Source organism: Pseudomonas sp. TTU2014-080ASC (assembly GCF_001446935.1).
GTDB lineage: Bacteria > Pseudomonadota > Gammaproteobacteria > Pseudomonadales > Pseudomonadaceae > Aquipseudomonas.
The window spans coordinates 262,555-275,574 of the sequence record NZ_LKKK01000011.1 but is presented as its reverse complement, the minus strand read 5'-3'; the positions used below and the strand labels follow the sequence as shown (position 1 = coordinate 275,574).

Annotated in this window: 13 protein-coding genes; 3 read left to right on the top strand and 10 right to left on the bottom strand. The window is 55.0% G+C overall.

Going from position 1 to position 13,020, the window contains the following annotated elements:
- Window positions 1–3: 3 nt before the first annotated feature.
- The 6 genes from lepA to rpoE form a co-directional block, all read right to left on the bottom strand.
- On the bottom strand, window positions 4–1,803 hold the full coding sequence (gene lepA / locus AO726_RS11640; RefSeq protein WP_058068244.1) for a translation elongation factor 4: 1,800 nt from the start codon (window positions 1,801–1,803) through the stop codon (window positions 4–6).
- A gap of 143 nt (window positions 1,804–1,946) precedes the next feature.
- Window positions 1,947–3,377 carry a DegQ family serine endoprotease gene (locus tag AO726_RS11635; protein WP_058068243.1) on the bottom strand — a complete coding sequence of 477 codons (1,431 nt, stop codon included), beginning with the start codon at window positions 3,375–3,377 and terminating at the stop codon, window positions 1,947–1,949.
- 30 nt (window positions 3,378–3,407) lie between these two features.
- Entirely contained in the window at window positions 3,408–3,863 is a 456-nt protein-coding gene (locus tag AO726_RS11630) for a SoxR reducing system RseC family protein (RefSeq protein ID WP_058068242.1), read from the bottom strand.
- Entirely contained in the window at window positions 3,860–4,810 is a 951-nt protein-coding gene (locus AO726_RS11625; RefSeq protein ID WP_058068241.1) for a MucB/RseB C-terminal domain-containing protein, read from the bottom strand. Before AO726_RS11625 ends, AO726_RS11630 begins: the two co-directional genes overlap by 4 nt.
- Before the next feature lie 8 nt (window positions 4,811–4,818).
- On the bottom strand, window positions 4,819–5,409 hold the full coding sequence (locus AO726_RS11620; protein WP_058068240.1) for a sigma-E factor negative regulatory protein: 591 nt from the start codon (window positions 5,407–5,409) through the stop codon (window positions 4,819–4,821).
- Window positions 5,410–5,440: 31 nt separating this feature from the next.
- Window positions 5,441–6,022 carry an RNA polymerase sigma factor RpoE gene (gene rpoE / locus AO726_RS11615; RefSeq protein WP_058068239.1) on the bottom strand — a complete coding sequence of 194 codons (582 nt, stop codon included), beginning with the start codon at window positions 6,020–6,022 and terminating at the stop codon, window positions 5,441–5,443.
- A 368-nt stretch (window positions 6,023–6,390) separates the two neighbouring features.
- Between rpoE and nadB the strand changes: the two genes are divergently transcribed.
- Window positions 6,391–8,010: an L-aspartate oxidase gene (gene nadB, locus AO726_RS11610; protein WP_058068238.1), complete on the top strand. Its 1,620-nt coding sequence runs from the start codon at window positions 6,391–6,393 to the stop codon at window positions 8,008–8,010.
- Here nadB and AO726_RS11605 read toward each other — a convergent pair.
- Window positions 7,979–8,431 carry a protein YgfX gene (locus AO726_RS11605; RefSeq protein ID WP_058068237.1) on the bottom strand — a complete coding sequence of 151 codons (453 nt, stop codon included), beginning with the start codon at window positions 8,429–8,431 and terminating at the stop codon, window positions 7,979–7,981. The genes nadB and AO726_RS11605 overlap by 32 nt on opposite strands.
- Window positions 8,415–8,669, bottom strand: a complete 255-nt coding sequence (locus tag AO726_RS11600; RefSeq protein ID WP_058068236.1) for an FAD assembly factor SdhE — start codon at window positions 8,667–8,669, stop codon at window positions 8,415–8,417. Before AO726_RS11600 ends, AO726_RS11605 begins: the two co-directional genes overlap by 17 nt.
- 170 nt (window positions 8,670–8,839) lie before the next feature.
- Here AO726_RS11600 and ygfZ point away from each other — a divergent pair, with 170 nt between their 5' ends.
- Together ygfZ and AO726_RS11590 are read left to right on the top strand one after the other, a co-directional pair.
- Window positions 8,840–9,781, top strand: a complete 942-nt coding sequence (gene ygfZ, locus AO726_RS11595) for a CAF17-like 4Fe-4S cluster assembly/insertion protein YgfZ (RefSeq protein WP_058068235.1) — start codon at window positions 8,840–8,842, stop codon at window positions 9,779–9,781.
- 64 nt (window positions 9,782–9,845) lie between these two features.
- A complete protein-coding gene (locus AO726_RS11590) occupies window positions 9,846–10,682 on the top strand; it encodes an HDOD domain-containing protein (protein WP_058068234.1) in 837 nt (278 codons plus the stop codon).
- 38 nt (window positions 10,683–10,720) lie between these two features.
- Here the strand turns inward: AO726_RS11590 and AO726_RS11585 are convergent, their stop codons facing one another.
- Entirely contained in the window at window positions 10,721–12,112 is a 1,392-nt protein-coding gene (locus AO726_RS11585; RefSeq protein ID WP_058068233.1) for a sensor histidine kinase, read from the bottom strand.
- On the bottom strand, window positions 12,105–12,776 hold the full coding sequence (locus AO726_RS11580) for a response regulator (protein WP_058068232.1): 672 nt from the start codon (window positions 12,774–12,776) through the stop codon (window positions 12,105–12,107). The genes AO726_RS11585 and AO726_RS11580 overlap by 8 nt, the downstream gene beginning before the upstream one ends.
- Window positions 12,777–13,020: the final 244 nt, after the last annotated feature.

Below are 13,020 nucleotides of genomic sequence, written 5' to 3'. Positions count from 1 at the left end.
GACCTAGTTTTCCAACCTCAATACAGCAAGGAAGGCTTCTTGTGGAATTTCCACGTTACCGACCTGCTTCATCCGTTTCTTACCAGCCTTCTGCTTTTCCAGCAGCTTGCGCTTACGGCTTACGTCACCGCCATAGCACTTGGCCAATACGTTCTTGCGCAAAGCTTTGACCGTAGTACGAGCAATAATCTGACCACCAATAGCTGCCTGAATTGCCACATCAAACATCTGACGCGGAATCAGATCCTTCATTTTCTCCGTCAACGCACGCCCTTTGTAGTGCGCGTTATCACGGTGAACAATCAAAGCCAACGCATCAACCTTGTCACCGTTGATCAGAACATCCAGCTTCACCAGATTAGCTGATTGGTAGCGGTCGAAATGGTAATCCAGCGAAGCATAGCCACGACTGGTCGATTTAAGTCGATCAAAGAAGTCCAGAACCACCTCGTTCATTGGCAGATCATAAGTGACCTGAACCTGGGAACCGAGGAACTGCATATCACGCTGAACACCGCGTTTTTCAATACACAGGGTAATAACGTTACCTAAGTGTTCCTGCGGAACAAGAATAGTGGCGCGGACGATCGGTTCACGCATATCCAGTACAGAAGAGATATCCGGCAACTTCGATGGGTTATCGACGTAAATCGTCTCGCCAGTCTTCAGTTCCAGTTCGTAAATTACAGTTGGAGCTGTAGTGATCAGGTCAAGATCGTACTCTCGCTCCAGACGCTCCTGGATAATTTCCATGTGGAGCATGCCCAGGAAGCCACAGCGGAAACCGAAGCCCAGCGCGTCAGAGCTTTCCGGGGTGTATTGGAGAGAGGAGTCGTTCAGCGTCAGCTTCTGCAATGCTTCGCGGAAGTCCTCAAAATCATCAGAGCTGACCGGGAACAGACCGGCATAAACCTGTGGTTGGATCCGCTGGAAACCCGGCAGCACTTCAACCTCAGGGGTTGAACTGAGGGTCAGGGTATCGCCCACTGGCGCACCGTGAATGTCCTTGATACCGGCGATAATAAAGCCTACTTCACCCGCCTTCAGGTCAGCGGTAGCGGTGTGCTTAGGTGTAAACACGCCCACACTGTCGACCAAATGCACCTTACCGGTGGATTTGACCAGCACCTTGTCACCTTTTTTGATCCGACCCTGACGCACTCGCACCAATGAGACCACGCCCAGGTAATTGTCGAACCAAGAGTCGATGATCAGCGCCTGCAGCGGCGCATCAATTTCACCTACGGGAGCCGGAATGGTGTGCACCAGACGCTCCAGTACTTCATCGACCCCCAGACCGGTCTTAGCACTGCATGTCACAGCATCAGTGGCGTCAATCCCGATAATCTTCTCGATTTCATCTTTAACGCGATCCGGCTCGGCCTGTGGCAGGTCGATTTTGTTCAGCACCGGCATAACCTCAAGGCCTTGCTCGATCGCTGTGTAGCAGTTGGCCACAGACTGGGCTTCAACACCCTGGCCCGCATCAACCACTAGTAATGCGCCTTCACAAGCCGCCAAGGAACGGCTGACTTCGTAGGTGAAGTCAACGTGACCGGGGGTATCAATGAAATTCAGCTGATAGGTTTTACCGTCTTTAGCCTTGTAATACAGAGTAACGCTGTGGGCCTTGATGGTAATTCCACGCTCGCGTTCGAGGTCCATGGAGTCCAGAACCTGGGCCTCCATCTCGCGATCAGCAAGACCACCACACATCTGAATAAAACGGTCAGCCAGGGTCGACTTACCGTGGTCGATGTGGGCGATGATGGAGAAGTTGCGGATATGACTCAAATCACTCACGGGTCAACACTCGAAAAGGTTACAGGCGGCAGTCCGCCAAAATAGCCGCGAAGTTTACCCGAAACGCCTCAGCCACGTCACCACAGGTTAAATTCAGCGCCAAAAAAAGGGCGACCTCAGTCGCCCTTTTTCATCACTCTGGCTTACTCAGCCAACTTGAAAGTAATAAAGCTTGCACGCCCCTGACGCAAGACCCGCATAGAAACTGAACGGTTCTTCGGCAGCGCCTGAGCCACTTCAGTGAAGGTCTTGGCAGAATTGATAGCTTGGTTGTTCAAATGCGTAACCACATCCCCCGGACGCAGGCCGATCAATGCAGCAGGACCATTCTGAACCTCGGAAATAACCACTCCCCCTTTCAGGTCGAGGCTTTTCTTCTGTTCATCGGTCAACTCAGCCACTTTCACCCCCAGGCGATTGCTGCTCCGCTCAACACCGGACTGACCAGCACTAGCAAGCGCATCACCGTCTTCCGGCAGCGCACCGACTGACAATTTGAGAGTTTTACGAGCCCCCTCACGCACGACATTTAGCTCAGCCGTTGCCCCCGGTTTCATAGAACCAACCAAGTGAGGCAAGTCACCCGACATAACAATGGGCTGACCATTCAGACTAAGAATAACGTCACCTACCTGCAGGCCGCCTTTGGCAGCCGGTCCGCTATCCAGCACCTGTACAACTAGCGCACCAGCTGGCTTGTCCAGCCCAAAGGACTCAGCGAGATCCTTGTTGACCTCTTGAATCACTACACCCAACCAGCCACGGCTGACCTTACCGTCAGACTTAAGCTGATTAGCCACATCCATTGCGACACTCATAGGGATCGCAAAGGAGAGCCCCATAAAACCGCCAGAACGAGTAAAAATCTGCGAGTTGATACCCACAACCTCGCCAGACAGGTTAAACAGCGGACCACCTGAGTTACCTGGATTGATAGCCACGTCAGTCTGAATGAATGGAACATAACTCTCGTTCGGCAGGGTACGCCCCTTGGCGCTCACAATACCCGCGGTCACCGAGTGGTCGAAACCAAATGGCGAGCCAATAGCCAACACCCACTCACCTACTTTCAGGTTGTCAGACTTTCCGATCTTGACGGTTGGCAACCCCTTACCGTCAACCTTCAGTAACGCCACATCGCTACGAGGGTCTGCCCCGATGAGTTTGGCCTCAAGCTCACTGCGATCAGAGAGACGCACAATAATCTCTTCGGCGTCAGCAACAACATGATTATTGGTTAGCACATAGCCATCATCAGAAATGATGAATCCGGACCCCAGTGAACGGGCTTCAGGCTCACGCCCTCTCCCAGGAGCTCTGGGCTGCTGCGGCACACTGCGCTCGAAAAACTCGCGAAAAATCGGTGGCAGACCTTCCAGATCTGGCATTTCCATCTGGGCCCCAGCCACACGCTCAGGCGCTTTTTGTCGCGTACTGATATTCACCACAGCAGGCGAAGCCTGTTCGACCAGCCCAGTAAAGTCAGGCAAGTTAGCGTGAGCGAGCATAGCCTGCCCATACAGCAACACCGCGAATAGCCCAGCAAAGCAAGACTTCAGACTAGACCTAGACATACATCTCCCCTAATTACGCAGGCAAAAGTCTTAATATTTTGTTGCGTCCGCTGCAAGCAGTGCACGCAACACCACAGGCTGCATAGAGGCGTCATTGGCCAGATTGCGGTTCTGCCAACGCACCAGACTGCCAGCTACTACAAATCCCAAAAGCGCACTGAAAATAACCCAGTGTTCAGCTAAGGCCATTTGTTCCGCCACTAAACCTGCAGCAAACAGGCCCAGCAGCGGCAGCAAATAAACCATTAAAGAGCCCCGAACCAGCAACTCCTCCTGAACACCGATTACAACGGAATCCCCCACTTGCAAATCCAGATCGGACAAGACCCTAAGCCGAGCACTGCGTTCACGAAACCCCAACTGCTGTACAACCCCCTGGCCACAGCCAGTCTTAACCGCACAGCTAGCACAAGTACTTTTCCGCTGGGTTTCAACCCAAACGGCCCCTTTCTCGAGGGCAATGACCCGCGCTGACTCCTCAATCACTGAGCAATCCCTTCAGGCAGATGCATGGATGAAGCAACTCGCGCAGCCACTGATAAAGGAATTTCCCCCACCACTGTGACCATCACATCTCCGTCTTCGGTTTTGATTCGGCGCGATACAGCAGACGTAGGCCCTAACCGCGTACGCAGATCTCCAGCCGAAGCGCCTTTCAAGGGCTCCATAAATACGGAGAAACTGGACAACCCATCGCCATACACCTGACAGGAGACGGGATCGGCGGCACTAGAGCCGCAATGACCCGAAGCCGAACTCAAGGTAAAACCAGGCGGTAGCCAATCGGAGCGCCAAGGCTGCACATTATCGGCCCGCACATTAACCTCGGTCAGAGGACGACACCCAGGCCCAGGCTGCAAGAGCTCCTCGGTTGGGGTTTCAAGACGTAGACGAGTAAATTGAAAACGCTCTAGCAACTGCCCGGTATCGTCTACCAGCAACGATTTCAGAGGCAAGCCAGTCTGCCGATCCAGATGAAGCTTGAAGCCGTAGCGGTTTTTGTCTCGTGGAATCAGAGCCAGAACCGAAGTCGATCGTCCCGCAACCCGTGAATCACCCAGTACAACAAATTCATACCACTCACTCAGACGCTTGACGTCCAGTTCATGCCCCGACCACAACTGACTTTTAGTCAAATGATCAGCCAGACCACCAGTGGCACACTCAACACGCCCATCAACACTCAACACTTCCTGCTCAGTGCCATCAAGCTGCAGCAGGCGCAAATGGACTTGGCCGCCTTGATCAACAAGGTTCCAGATTCCGTGAGTAGAAAATACGCCATTACTGTCGTAAACAAACGTGCCCTGAAAACTCTGTGTGCGTTGCGCTTCAGCCAGGCGCTGTAACAAATCCTGTCCGTCTGCTGCAGTGGCCGCCTGGGCCAGGCAGCCACTTAAAAGCAATGCAACGCTGTAAGGAATAAAGCGCATGCGCCCCCTTAACGGCCTTCCAGACTCGCAGAACGTGCGAAAGGTAATGCCCCATCATTAGCCCCAGCGGCCTGCCGAGCATGCTGACGCAGGTAGATCGGCAAACGCTGCTCGTGCCACTTAGCATGCTCTTCATTGGCACCGCTTATAGCCGGCGCGCCGGAGTCATCGGAGCTGCTAAAAGCAGCCAGCATAGCCAAGTTATTAGTTTGAGACAGGGTCATAGGAGCAACAGTTTGCTGCGCCATCACCGCACCTGCAATATCATTTTGATTGTACAGTCGCACACCCGCCAGAACAGCCACTGTCACAGACGCTGCAACTGCCCATCGACCTACGTTACGCAGTCGTGCAGACTTCTGGGTCGAAGCCATTTTAGGCACAGGCTCATCGGCAATCGCCGCTGAAACTGCAGACACGAGATCCAACCGTGGCTCAACAAGCTCCCTATGCATAGCTGCCCGGGCGAGCTGAAAGCGGGCCCACGTAGCTCGGACTTCCGGGTCCTCACTAGCGGCCAATACACGCCTCAACTCTAATTCATCCGCTTGGTTATCCATCACCGCGGACAGCGATTCCTGCATGGTTTGACGACTCATTGCGGTTCCTCTCTAGGCTTTCGCCGCTGTCTCAGGCTTCCTGCAACAATGGTTGCAAGGATCTATCTATGGCTTCCCGTGCCCGGAAAATGCGCGAGCGCACGGTGCCAACAGGACATTGCATAACACTGGCTATATCCTCGTAACTAAGACCATCAAACTCACGCAGCGTTAATGCGGTGCGCAGGTCCTCAGGTAACTGCTCAATACTGCGATGCACAGTTGCCTCAATTTCATCGCGCAGCAATGCGCGCTCAGGCGATTCAATGTCCTTAAGGGCATGATCACCATCATAAAATTCAGCATCCTCTGCACTGACATCACTATCTGGCGGACGGCGTCCTCTCGAAACCAGATAGTTCTTTGCCGTATTGATGGCAATCCGGTACAGCCAAGTATAAAAGGCGCTATCACCCCTAAAATTACCTAATGCCCGGTACGCCTTGACGAAGGCTTCCTGCGCAACGTCTTGAGCCTCATGGCTGTCATGTACAAAACGCACAATCAACCCGAGAATCTTGTGCTGATACTTCATCACCAACAGATCAAATGCGCGCTTATCGCCACGCTGAACGCGCTCGACCAGCTGCTGATCTTCTTCCTGGGTTAGCATGAAATCTCCTTAATTAAGTCCAAAGGAGCGTAACACCAACCCTTGCATCGATCTGCCTGAATAGACTTGGGCATTTCGCAAAAGTTCTCTCCCTCAAACAACCTTCCTGCAAATCTGATGACGCTTTGTCAGGAAAACGATGCACAAGGCGTATAGACTGCTTCAATAAATCTGGAACACTCACAAAGCCGATTGCGCAGCCCTACTTGCGTTATAAAAAAATCGCCAATAGGCCCTTTAGCTCTAAACAACCACTAATAGAGCAAAAAACAGCCTATAAGTTCCCTACTACAATACTCAACCACTCTCCGCTATTGTGCCGGTCGCCCCCTCTATATACTAGCGGCGCACATTGCGGGAATTCAGACATGAACCAACACTTCCACTATGACGTACTGGTCATCGGCAGCGGTGCCGCCGGACTGACACTGGCCCTCACCTTACCCGGTCATTTATGCATTGCCGTGCTTAGCAAAGGCAATCTGTCGAACGGTTCCACTTACTGGGCTCAGGGCGGTGTAGCCGCTGTTCTGGACACCACCGACACCGTTGAATCGCACGTTGCCGACACCTTGGTCGCGGGTGGAGGACTTTGCCGTGAAGACGCGGTGCGCTTTACGGTTGAGCATAGCCGCGAGGCGATTCAGTGGCTGATCGACCAAGGTGTTCCATTCACCCGCGACGACGAACCTCATAAAAAGGAAGACGGCGGTTTCGAATTTCACCTGACCCGCGAAGGGGGGCACAGCCACCGCCGAATCATCCATGCTGCCGACGCTACCGGCGCTGCCATATTCAATACCCTGCTGAATCAAGCCCGCAAGCGCAGCAACATTGAGTTACAGGAACAGCGAGTAGCCGTTGACCTGATAACCGAACGCAAGATCGGCAAACCGGGCCAGCGCTGCCTGGGCGCCTACGTCCTTAACCGCAACAGCGGTGAGGTCGACACCTACAGTGCACGCTTTGTCGTGCTGGCCACCGGCGGTGCAGCTAAGGTGTATCTCTACACCAGCAACCAGGACAGCGCCTGCGGTGACGGTATTGCCATGGCGTGGCGAGCGGGCTGTCGCGTCGGCAACCTAGAGTTCAACCAATTTCACCCGACCTGCCTCTATCACCCGCAGGCGAAAAGCTTTCTGATCACCGAAGCCCTGCGTGGCGAAGGCGCACTGCTCAAACTGCCCAACGGCGAGCGGTTTATGCCGCGCTTTGATGAGCGCGCTGAATTGGCCCCCCGGGACATTGTGGCCCGCGCCATTGACCATGAGATGAAGCGGCTAGGTATCGACTGTGTCTATTTGGATATCAGCCACAAACCTGCCGACTTTATTAAGTCGCACTTTCCAACCGTCTACGAACGCTGCCTGACGTTCGGCATCGACATCACCCGCGAACCCATACCGGTCGTACCTGCTGCCCACTACACCTGCGGTGGGGTAGTTGTAGATCAATCTGGGCGTACTGATATTCCGGGACTGTATGCCATTGGTGAAACAAGCTTTACTGGCCTGCACGGTGCAAACCGCATGGCCAGTAACTCGCTGCTCGAGTGTTTTGTGTATGGACGCTCCGCCGCTGCCGACATCATCGCCCAACTGGACAGCGTCAGCCCGCCCTCGCAGTTGCCCTGCTGGGACGCCAGCCAGGTAACGGATTCCGACGAAGATGTGATCATCGCCCACAACTGGGACGAGTTACGGCGCTTTATGTGGGATTACGTCGGCATTGTCCGCACCAGCAAACGCCTACAGCGGGCCGAGCACCGGGTGCGCTTGCTGCTTGATGAGATTGATGAGTTCTATAGCAACTACAAAGTCAGCCGCGATCTGATTGAGCTGCGTAATCTGGCTCTGGTCGCCGAACTGATGATCCGCTCAGCCATGCAGCGTAAAGAGAGCCGAGGCCTGCATTACACCCTCGACTACCCCGAACAGCTGCCTGAGGCGGTGGATACTATTCTGCAGCCGCCCACCTATATCGACTGAACTTCAGCCTGACCCGCAACTGGCGATGCAGCCGTCGCGGCAGGCTGTCACGGGGCACACACAGGGCACGCACCCTCCGCTGCCCTGTCAGACGAAAACGCAGAAGAACGATGAGCGGCAACGCCAGGCTGTCCGGGTGTAATTCGATGGGTTGCCACCCTTCACTATGGTTGTAGACCCACCAGCCTTTATCAGTCCAGCGCAGCCCGCAATAGGCAGCCTCGTGGCTAAGCAGGATATGTCTAGGCAATACCCAGCTGGCATGCGCAAGACACAGCATGCACAGTGCCACAACCACCGCAACAGGCAGACTCAGCTGGAACAGACAAGCCGCTGCGACCGCCTGTAAGCCCGCATAAGCGATCAGCAGCCAGCGCGATGCCAGCCACCGACATTCGAAGTGCTCACTGTGGCTGGACACGATCCAGAATCATCCGCACGATCCGCTTCAGATCAGCATCCTCAGGCTCGCCCCGCTGCATAAACCAGCCGAACATGTCCTGATCTTCACATTCGAGCAGTTTGCGGAAACGCGCCTGATCGTCTTCATCAAGCGTCGAGTAAACATCCTCAACAAATGGCACCAACAGCACATCCAGCTCCAGCATGCCGCGGCGGCTGTGCCAGTAAAGGCGCTTGAGTTCTACCGAATCAACCATGTACAGGCTCCTTAAACAAGACGCGCAGTATACGGTGAAATGCCCCCGCTGTTGACCGCCAGGGAGCCGGCATCGAACTGCTGGCAGGAAAAATCTGCAAGCGCTGACAAGACGAAGGGCTCGTTCTATGATGAGCAACCTAACTTTTTTCCAAGCGATGCCCTATTCAAATGGCCAATTCTGCATTTTTTTGCCCCCTCACTCACGAGGGTGTTCTTGCCGTGCGCGGCCCTGATGCCGGCAAATTCCTCCAAGGTCAGATCACCTGCAACATTGACTACCTGAGTGCCTCCCAGAGCAGTCTGGGCGCGCGCTGTACTCCTAAAGGCCGCATGCTTTCCAGCTTCCGAATCGTTCGCCAGAGCGATGGTTATCTCCTGGCCTTGGCCAGCGAGCTTGTTGAAAGCCAACTGGCTGATCTGAAGAAATATGCTGTATTCAGCAAAGTCACACTGAGTGATGCCAGCGCTGAGTGGGTCCGTTTTGGGATTGCCGCAGCGGACGCTCTACTGGCTGAGTTAGGCCTGCCCCTCGCACCGGAGACTGACGCAGTGGTTCAACAGGCCGACCTCCTTGCCGTGCGTCTGCCAGGCGGCCGTGCTGAGTTGTGGGTATCTGCGGAACAAGCCGACAGCGTTCTTGCACGCCTGCGGGCAAATCTTGAGGAAGTGCCACTGAATCAATGGCTATTGGCTCAAATCCGGGCTGGTATTGGACAAGTCACCGGCAATACGCGCGAGCTGTTTATCCCGCAGATGATCAATCTGCAGGCCGTCGGCGGCGTCAGTTTCAAAAAAGGCTGCTATACAGGGCAAGAGATCGTGGCGCGCATGCAGTACTTGGGAAAACTAAAGCGCCGCTTGCAACGCCTTGAAATGAGTGCCACTGAACTGCCGCAACCCGGTGCTGAACTGTTTTCACCGGTACACAACTCCAGCGTTGGCGAAGTGGTTCTGGCGGCCAATAGTGAATCAGGCATTGAGCTTCTGGCCGTACTGCAAGAAGATGCGGTTCAAGACGGACGTATCACTTTGAATTCGACTGAAGGTCATCCCGTAAAACTGCTGGATTTACCATACACCCTCGATTCAGACCGAGAAATTCAGCGATAAAACAAAAATCTGCGGTTCTGCCACCGCGCCCCGACACCGCATGACGGTTAAGAGAAGTACCTGAATGAGCACGCTATCTGAAAAAGTCCAACAGGATCTGATCCAGGCTCTGGAGCGCGATGAGCTGGTGTTGCCGACACTGCCTGAGGTTGCCCTTCGCGTTCGCGAGGCTGCAGAAGACCCAAACGTCGGAGTGCCGCAGCTGTGCAAAGTCATTGGTAACGATGCTGCCCTGACCGCGCGCATCATCAAAGTCGTAAACAGCCCGCTGTTGCGCACTAATAAGGAAATCACCGACCTACAAATGGCGGTGAGTCGTTTAGGAATTAACTACACCTGCAACCTGGCAACCGGCTTGGCAATGGAGCAGATGTTCCAAGCCACCACCGATGTCGTTGACCGCAAGCTGCGTGAAGTGTGGAACAAGAGCACCGAAATTGCCGGTATTTGCCATGTGCTGTGCAAAAACTACACGCGCCTGCCGGCCGACCAGGCTACCTTGGCAGGTTTGGTGCACCTGATCGGGGTACTGCCAATCCTTACTTATGCTGAAGAACACAGTGAGTTGCTGGCCGATTCAATCAGCCTCAACCATGTGATCGAGCAGATCCATCCGCAAATTGGCGAGAGAATTTTGCGCGCCTGGGACTTCCCGGAAATGATCGCGGCCGTGCCGGCTAACTTCCTCGACTTCAGCCGCGACAGCGCCAAAGCGGACTACATTGATATCGTCCAGGTCGCCACGCTACAGAGCTATTTGGGCACAGAGCACCCTTACACCAAGCTGGATTGGAGCAGCATCGCCTCTTTCCGTAAGCTGGGTCTGGACCCAAGCCAGAACATAAACGACGACGAAGACCTATCTGCCGCCATGGAAGCTGCCATGGCCATGCTGCAGTAATCTTCAGCACCACTCAGGGCCGCTCAGGCCCTGAGATTTCACTGCTCAGCCAGAGCAAACTCAACCCTCACTAACAAGCCACCTGATACGGCCTGGTGCAAGCTGATGCGCGCCTGATGGGCCCGACAGATTTCACCCACGATAGCCAAGCCCAGCCCCGCTCCTTTGCCTCGGTTTGTGGTGCGGTAAAAGCGAGCGAAGACCCGTTGGTACTCGTGCACGGGAATCCCCGGGCCATCGTCTTCCACTTCCAGAATGCCCTGCGGCAATACCCGCAGGATCACGTTGCCATTCACCTGAGTATGCGCCAATGCGTTGTCCAGCAAATTGGAGAGCAACTCATTGAGCAGCGTAGGCTCACCCATGACCCACACCGGTGCTTCTGCCTCCAGCGCCAGCGCGACACCTTTGGCATGCGCCAGTGGTGCCATAGCCATTCCCAACTCCCGGGCCAACTCACTCAAGTCCAGACGCTGCGCGCCACCTTCGAGGATAGCCCTCGCACCACTCTCAATCCTGGCCAGCGAAAGCAATTGATTGGCCAGATGTGTCAGTTTATCCGTGCTTTGTACGGTGGCCTCCAGCGTGCCCTGCCAGACTTCCGGCGCGGACGAACGCAAGCCCAATTCAACCCTCGCCTTGAGCGTTGCCAGAGGGGTGCGCAACTCGTGTGACGCATCGGCAATAAACTGAGACTGTCGCTCAAAAAGATTACGCAGGCGCGCATTAAACTGGTTAAGCGTATTGATCAACGGGCGCAACTCCCGTGGCATCCCCTCCAATGGCAGCGGTTTGAGCTCGTCACTGTTACGCACTGCCAGTCTGGCTCGCAGCGTATCCAGCGGACGCAATGCCACACTCACAGCCAGCCATACCAGCAGCAAAGCAGTGACTGACAGTATGCCCATGCGCAGAAGCGTCCCCATCAGCAGTTCCCGGGCCAGCCGCTCCCTCGCACCTTGGGTTTCCGCCACACGGATTTCTGCCATACCACGCAGGTCAGGCTCGCTCACTGGTTGCATCAAGCTGACAACCCGAACGCCCTGATTCAGGTATTCGGCATCATAAAAGCGTGCCAGCGCCGGGTAATCGCGGGTTAATTCGGCAGTGGCGGGCGGGCCTGGCAAGTTGTCATAACCGGAGACCACAACTCCGGCAGGATCAATCACCTGATAATAGATACGGCCTTCGCTGTCATAAGCAAAGCTGTCCAGCGCAATGTAAGGAATGTTGGCGCTTAAGTGGCCATCTTCGGAATACAGCCCAGCGACAACAGCCCGCGCCGATGCCAGCAGGGTCCGGTCATAGGCTGTATCGGCAGCCCGCCGGGCACTCCAGTACGCGGTAAAACTACTGATTAAAAGAATAATGGCCAACAGGAAGGCCAGACGGCGCAGCAGCCGCCCGCGCAGACTGCCACTCTTAATCATCGGTCGCTTCTAACAGATAGCCCAAACCACGGAAGGTGACGATGCGCACCTGGCCGCCCTCCAGCTTCTTGCGCAGGCGATGAATGTAGATTTCGATCGCATCGGTGCTCACTTCCTCATCCAGCCCAAACACTTGGGCTGCAAGCTGCTCCTTACTCATCACCCGCCCCGGCCGGGCGATCATCACTTCCAGCACCTCCTGCTCGCGGGAGGTCAGGACGAGCAGTTCACCGGCTAATGAAAAACGACGGGTATCCAGGTCGTAGACCAAATCACCGCAGCGCTGCTGCCGCTCACCGCCCATCAGCGAGCGGCGCAAAAGCGCTTTGACCCGTGCTTCCAGCTCGGACAGTTCAAAGGGTTTGGCCAGATAATCGTCGGCACCGAGATTGAGACCATGCACGCGGTCTTTGACTTCAGCCCGTGCAGTCAGCATCAGTACCGGCAGGTTCTTGCCGCGCTCACGCAGGCGCGCCAGCAGTTGAAAGCCATCAAGCCGGGGTAAGCCCACATCAAGAATGGCCAGAGCGTAGTCTTCGCTACTCAGCGCCAGATCCGCAGCAATACCGTCGTGCAGAATATCCACCGTCCAGCCAGCGTTCTTGAGCGCCTGAGCCACGCTCTCTGCCAACTGCACATGGTCCTCTACCAGCAGAATACGCACGGCCACCTCCTGTCATTGCTGCGCCTGTCCTTACTATCAGTTGTAGCTCCGACGTGCCTAGCCGGGGGAGGCAAGTTTACAGAGCTACTGAAAATTGTGAACAACCTCGAGGATTAACTGCCGCAGGTGAATCAGATCTAAATGGCAGGATAGTGAAAGGCTGATGAAAGGTTCGGCTCCTAGGATCACCAAAGGTGGATGGAACCTCCACCCTAGGACGCTCTGCCCGCGCAGAGGGTCGATA

What these genes read in the sequence shown, in the direction of transcription:
- nadB (WP_058068238.1), top strand. Translation starts at nt 6,391, where the DNA reads ATGAACCAACACTTCCACTATGACGTACTGGTCATCGGCAGCGGTGCC.
- AO726_RS11600 (WP_058068236.1), bottom strand. Translation starts at nt 8,669, where the DNA reads ATGGTTGATTCGGTAGAACTCAAGCGCCTTTACTGGCACAGCCGCCGC.
- AO726_RS11585 (WP_058068233.1), bottom strand. Translation starts at nt 12,112, where the DNA reads ATGATTAAGAGTGGCAGTCTGCGCGGGCGGCTGCTGCGCCGTCTGGCC.
- AO726_RS11625 (WP_058068241.1), bottom strand. Translation starts at nt 4,810, where the DNA reads ATGCGCTTTATTCCTTACAGCGTTGCATTGCTTTTAAGTGGCTGCCTG.
- AO726_RS11590 (WP_058068234.1), top strand. Translation starts at nt 9,846, where the DNA reads ATGAGCACGCTATCTGAAAAAGTCCAACAGGATCTGATCCAGGCTCTG.
- rpoE (WP_058068239.1), bottom strand. Translation starts at nt 6,022, where the DNA reads ATGCTAACCCAGGAAGAAGATCAGCAGCTGGTCGAGCGCGTTCAGCGT.
- ygfZ (WP_058068235.1), top strand. Translation starts at nt 8,840, where the DNA reads ATGGCCAATTCTGCATTTTTTTGCCCCCTCACTCACGAGGGTGTTCTT.
- AO726_RS11635 (WP_058068243.1), bottom strand. Translation starts at nt 3,377, where the DNA reads ATGTCTAGGTCTAGTCTGAAGTCTTGCTTTGCTGGGCTATTCGCGGTG.
- AO726_RS11620 (WP_058068240.1), bottom strand. Translation starts at nt 5,409, where the DNA reads ATGAGTCGTCAAACCATGCAGGAATCGCTGTCCGCGGTGATGGATAAC.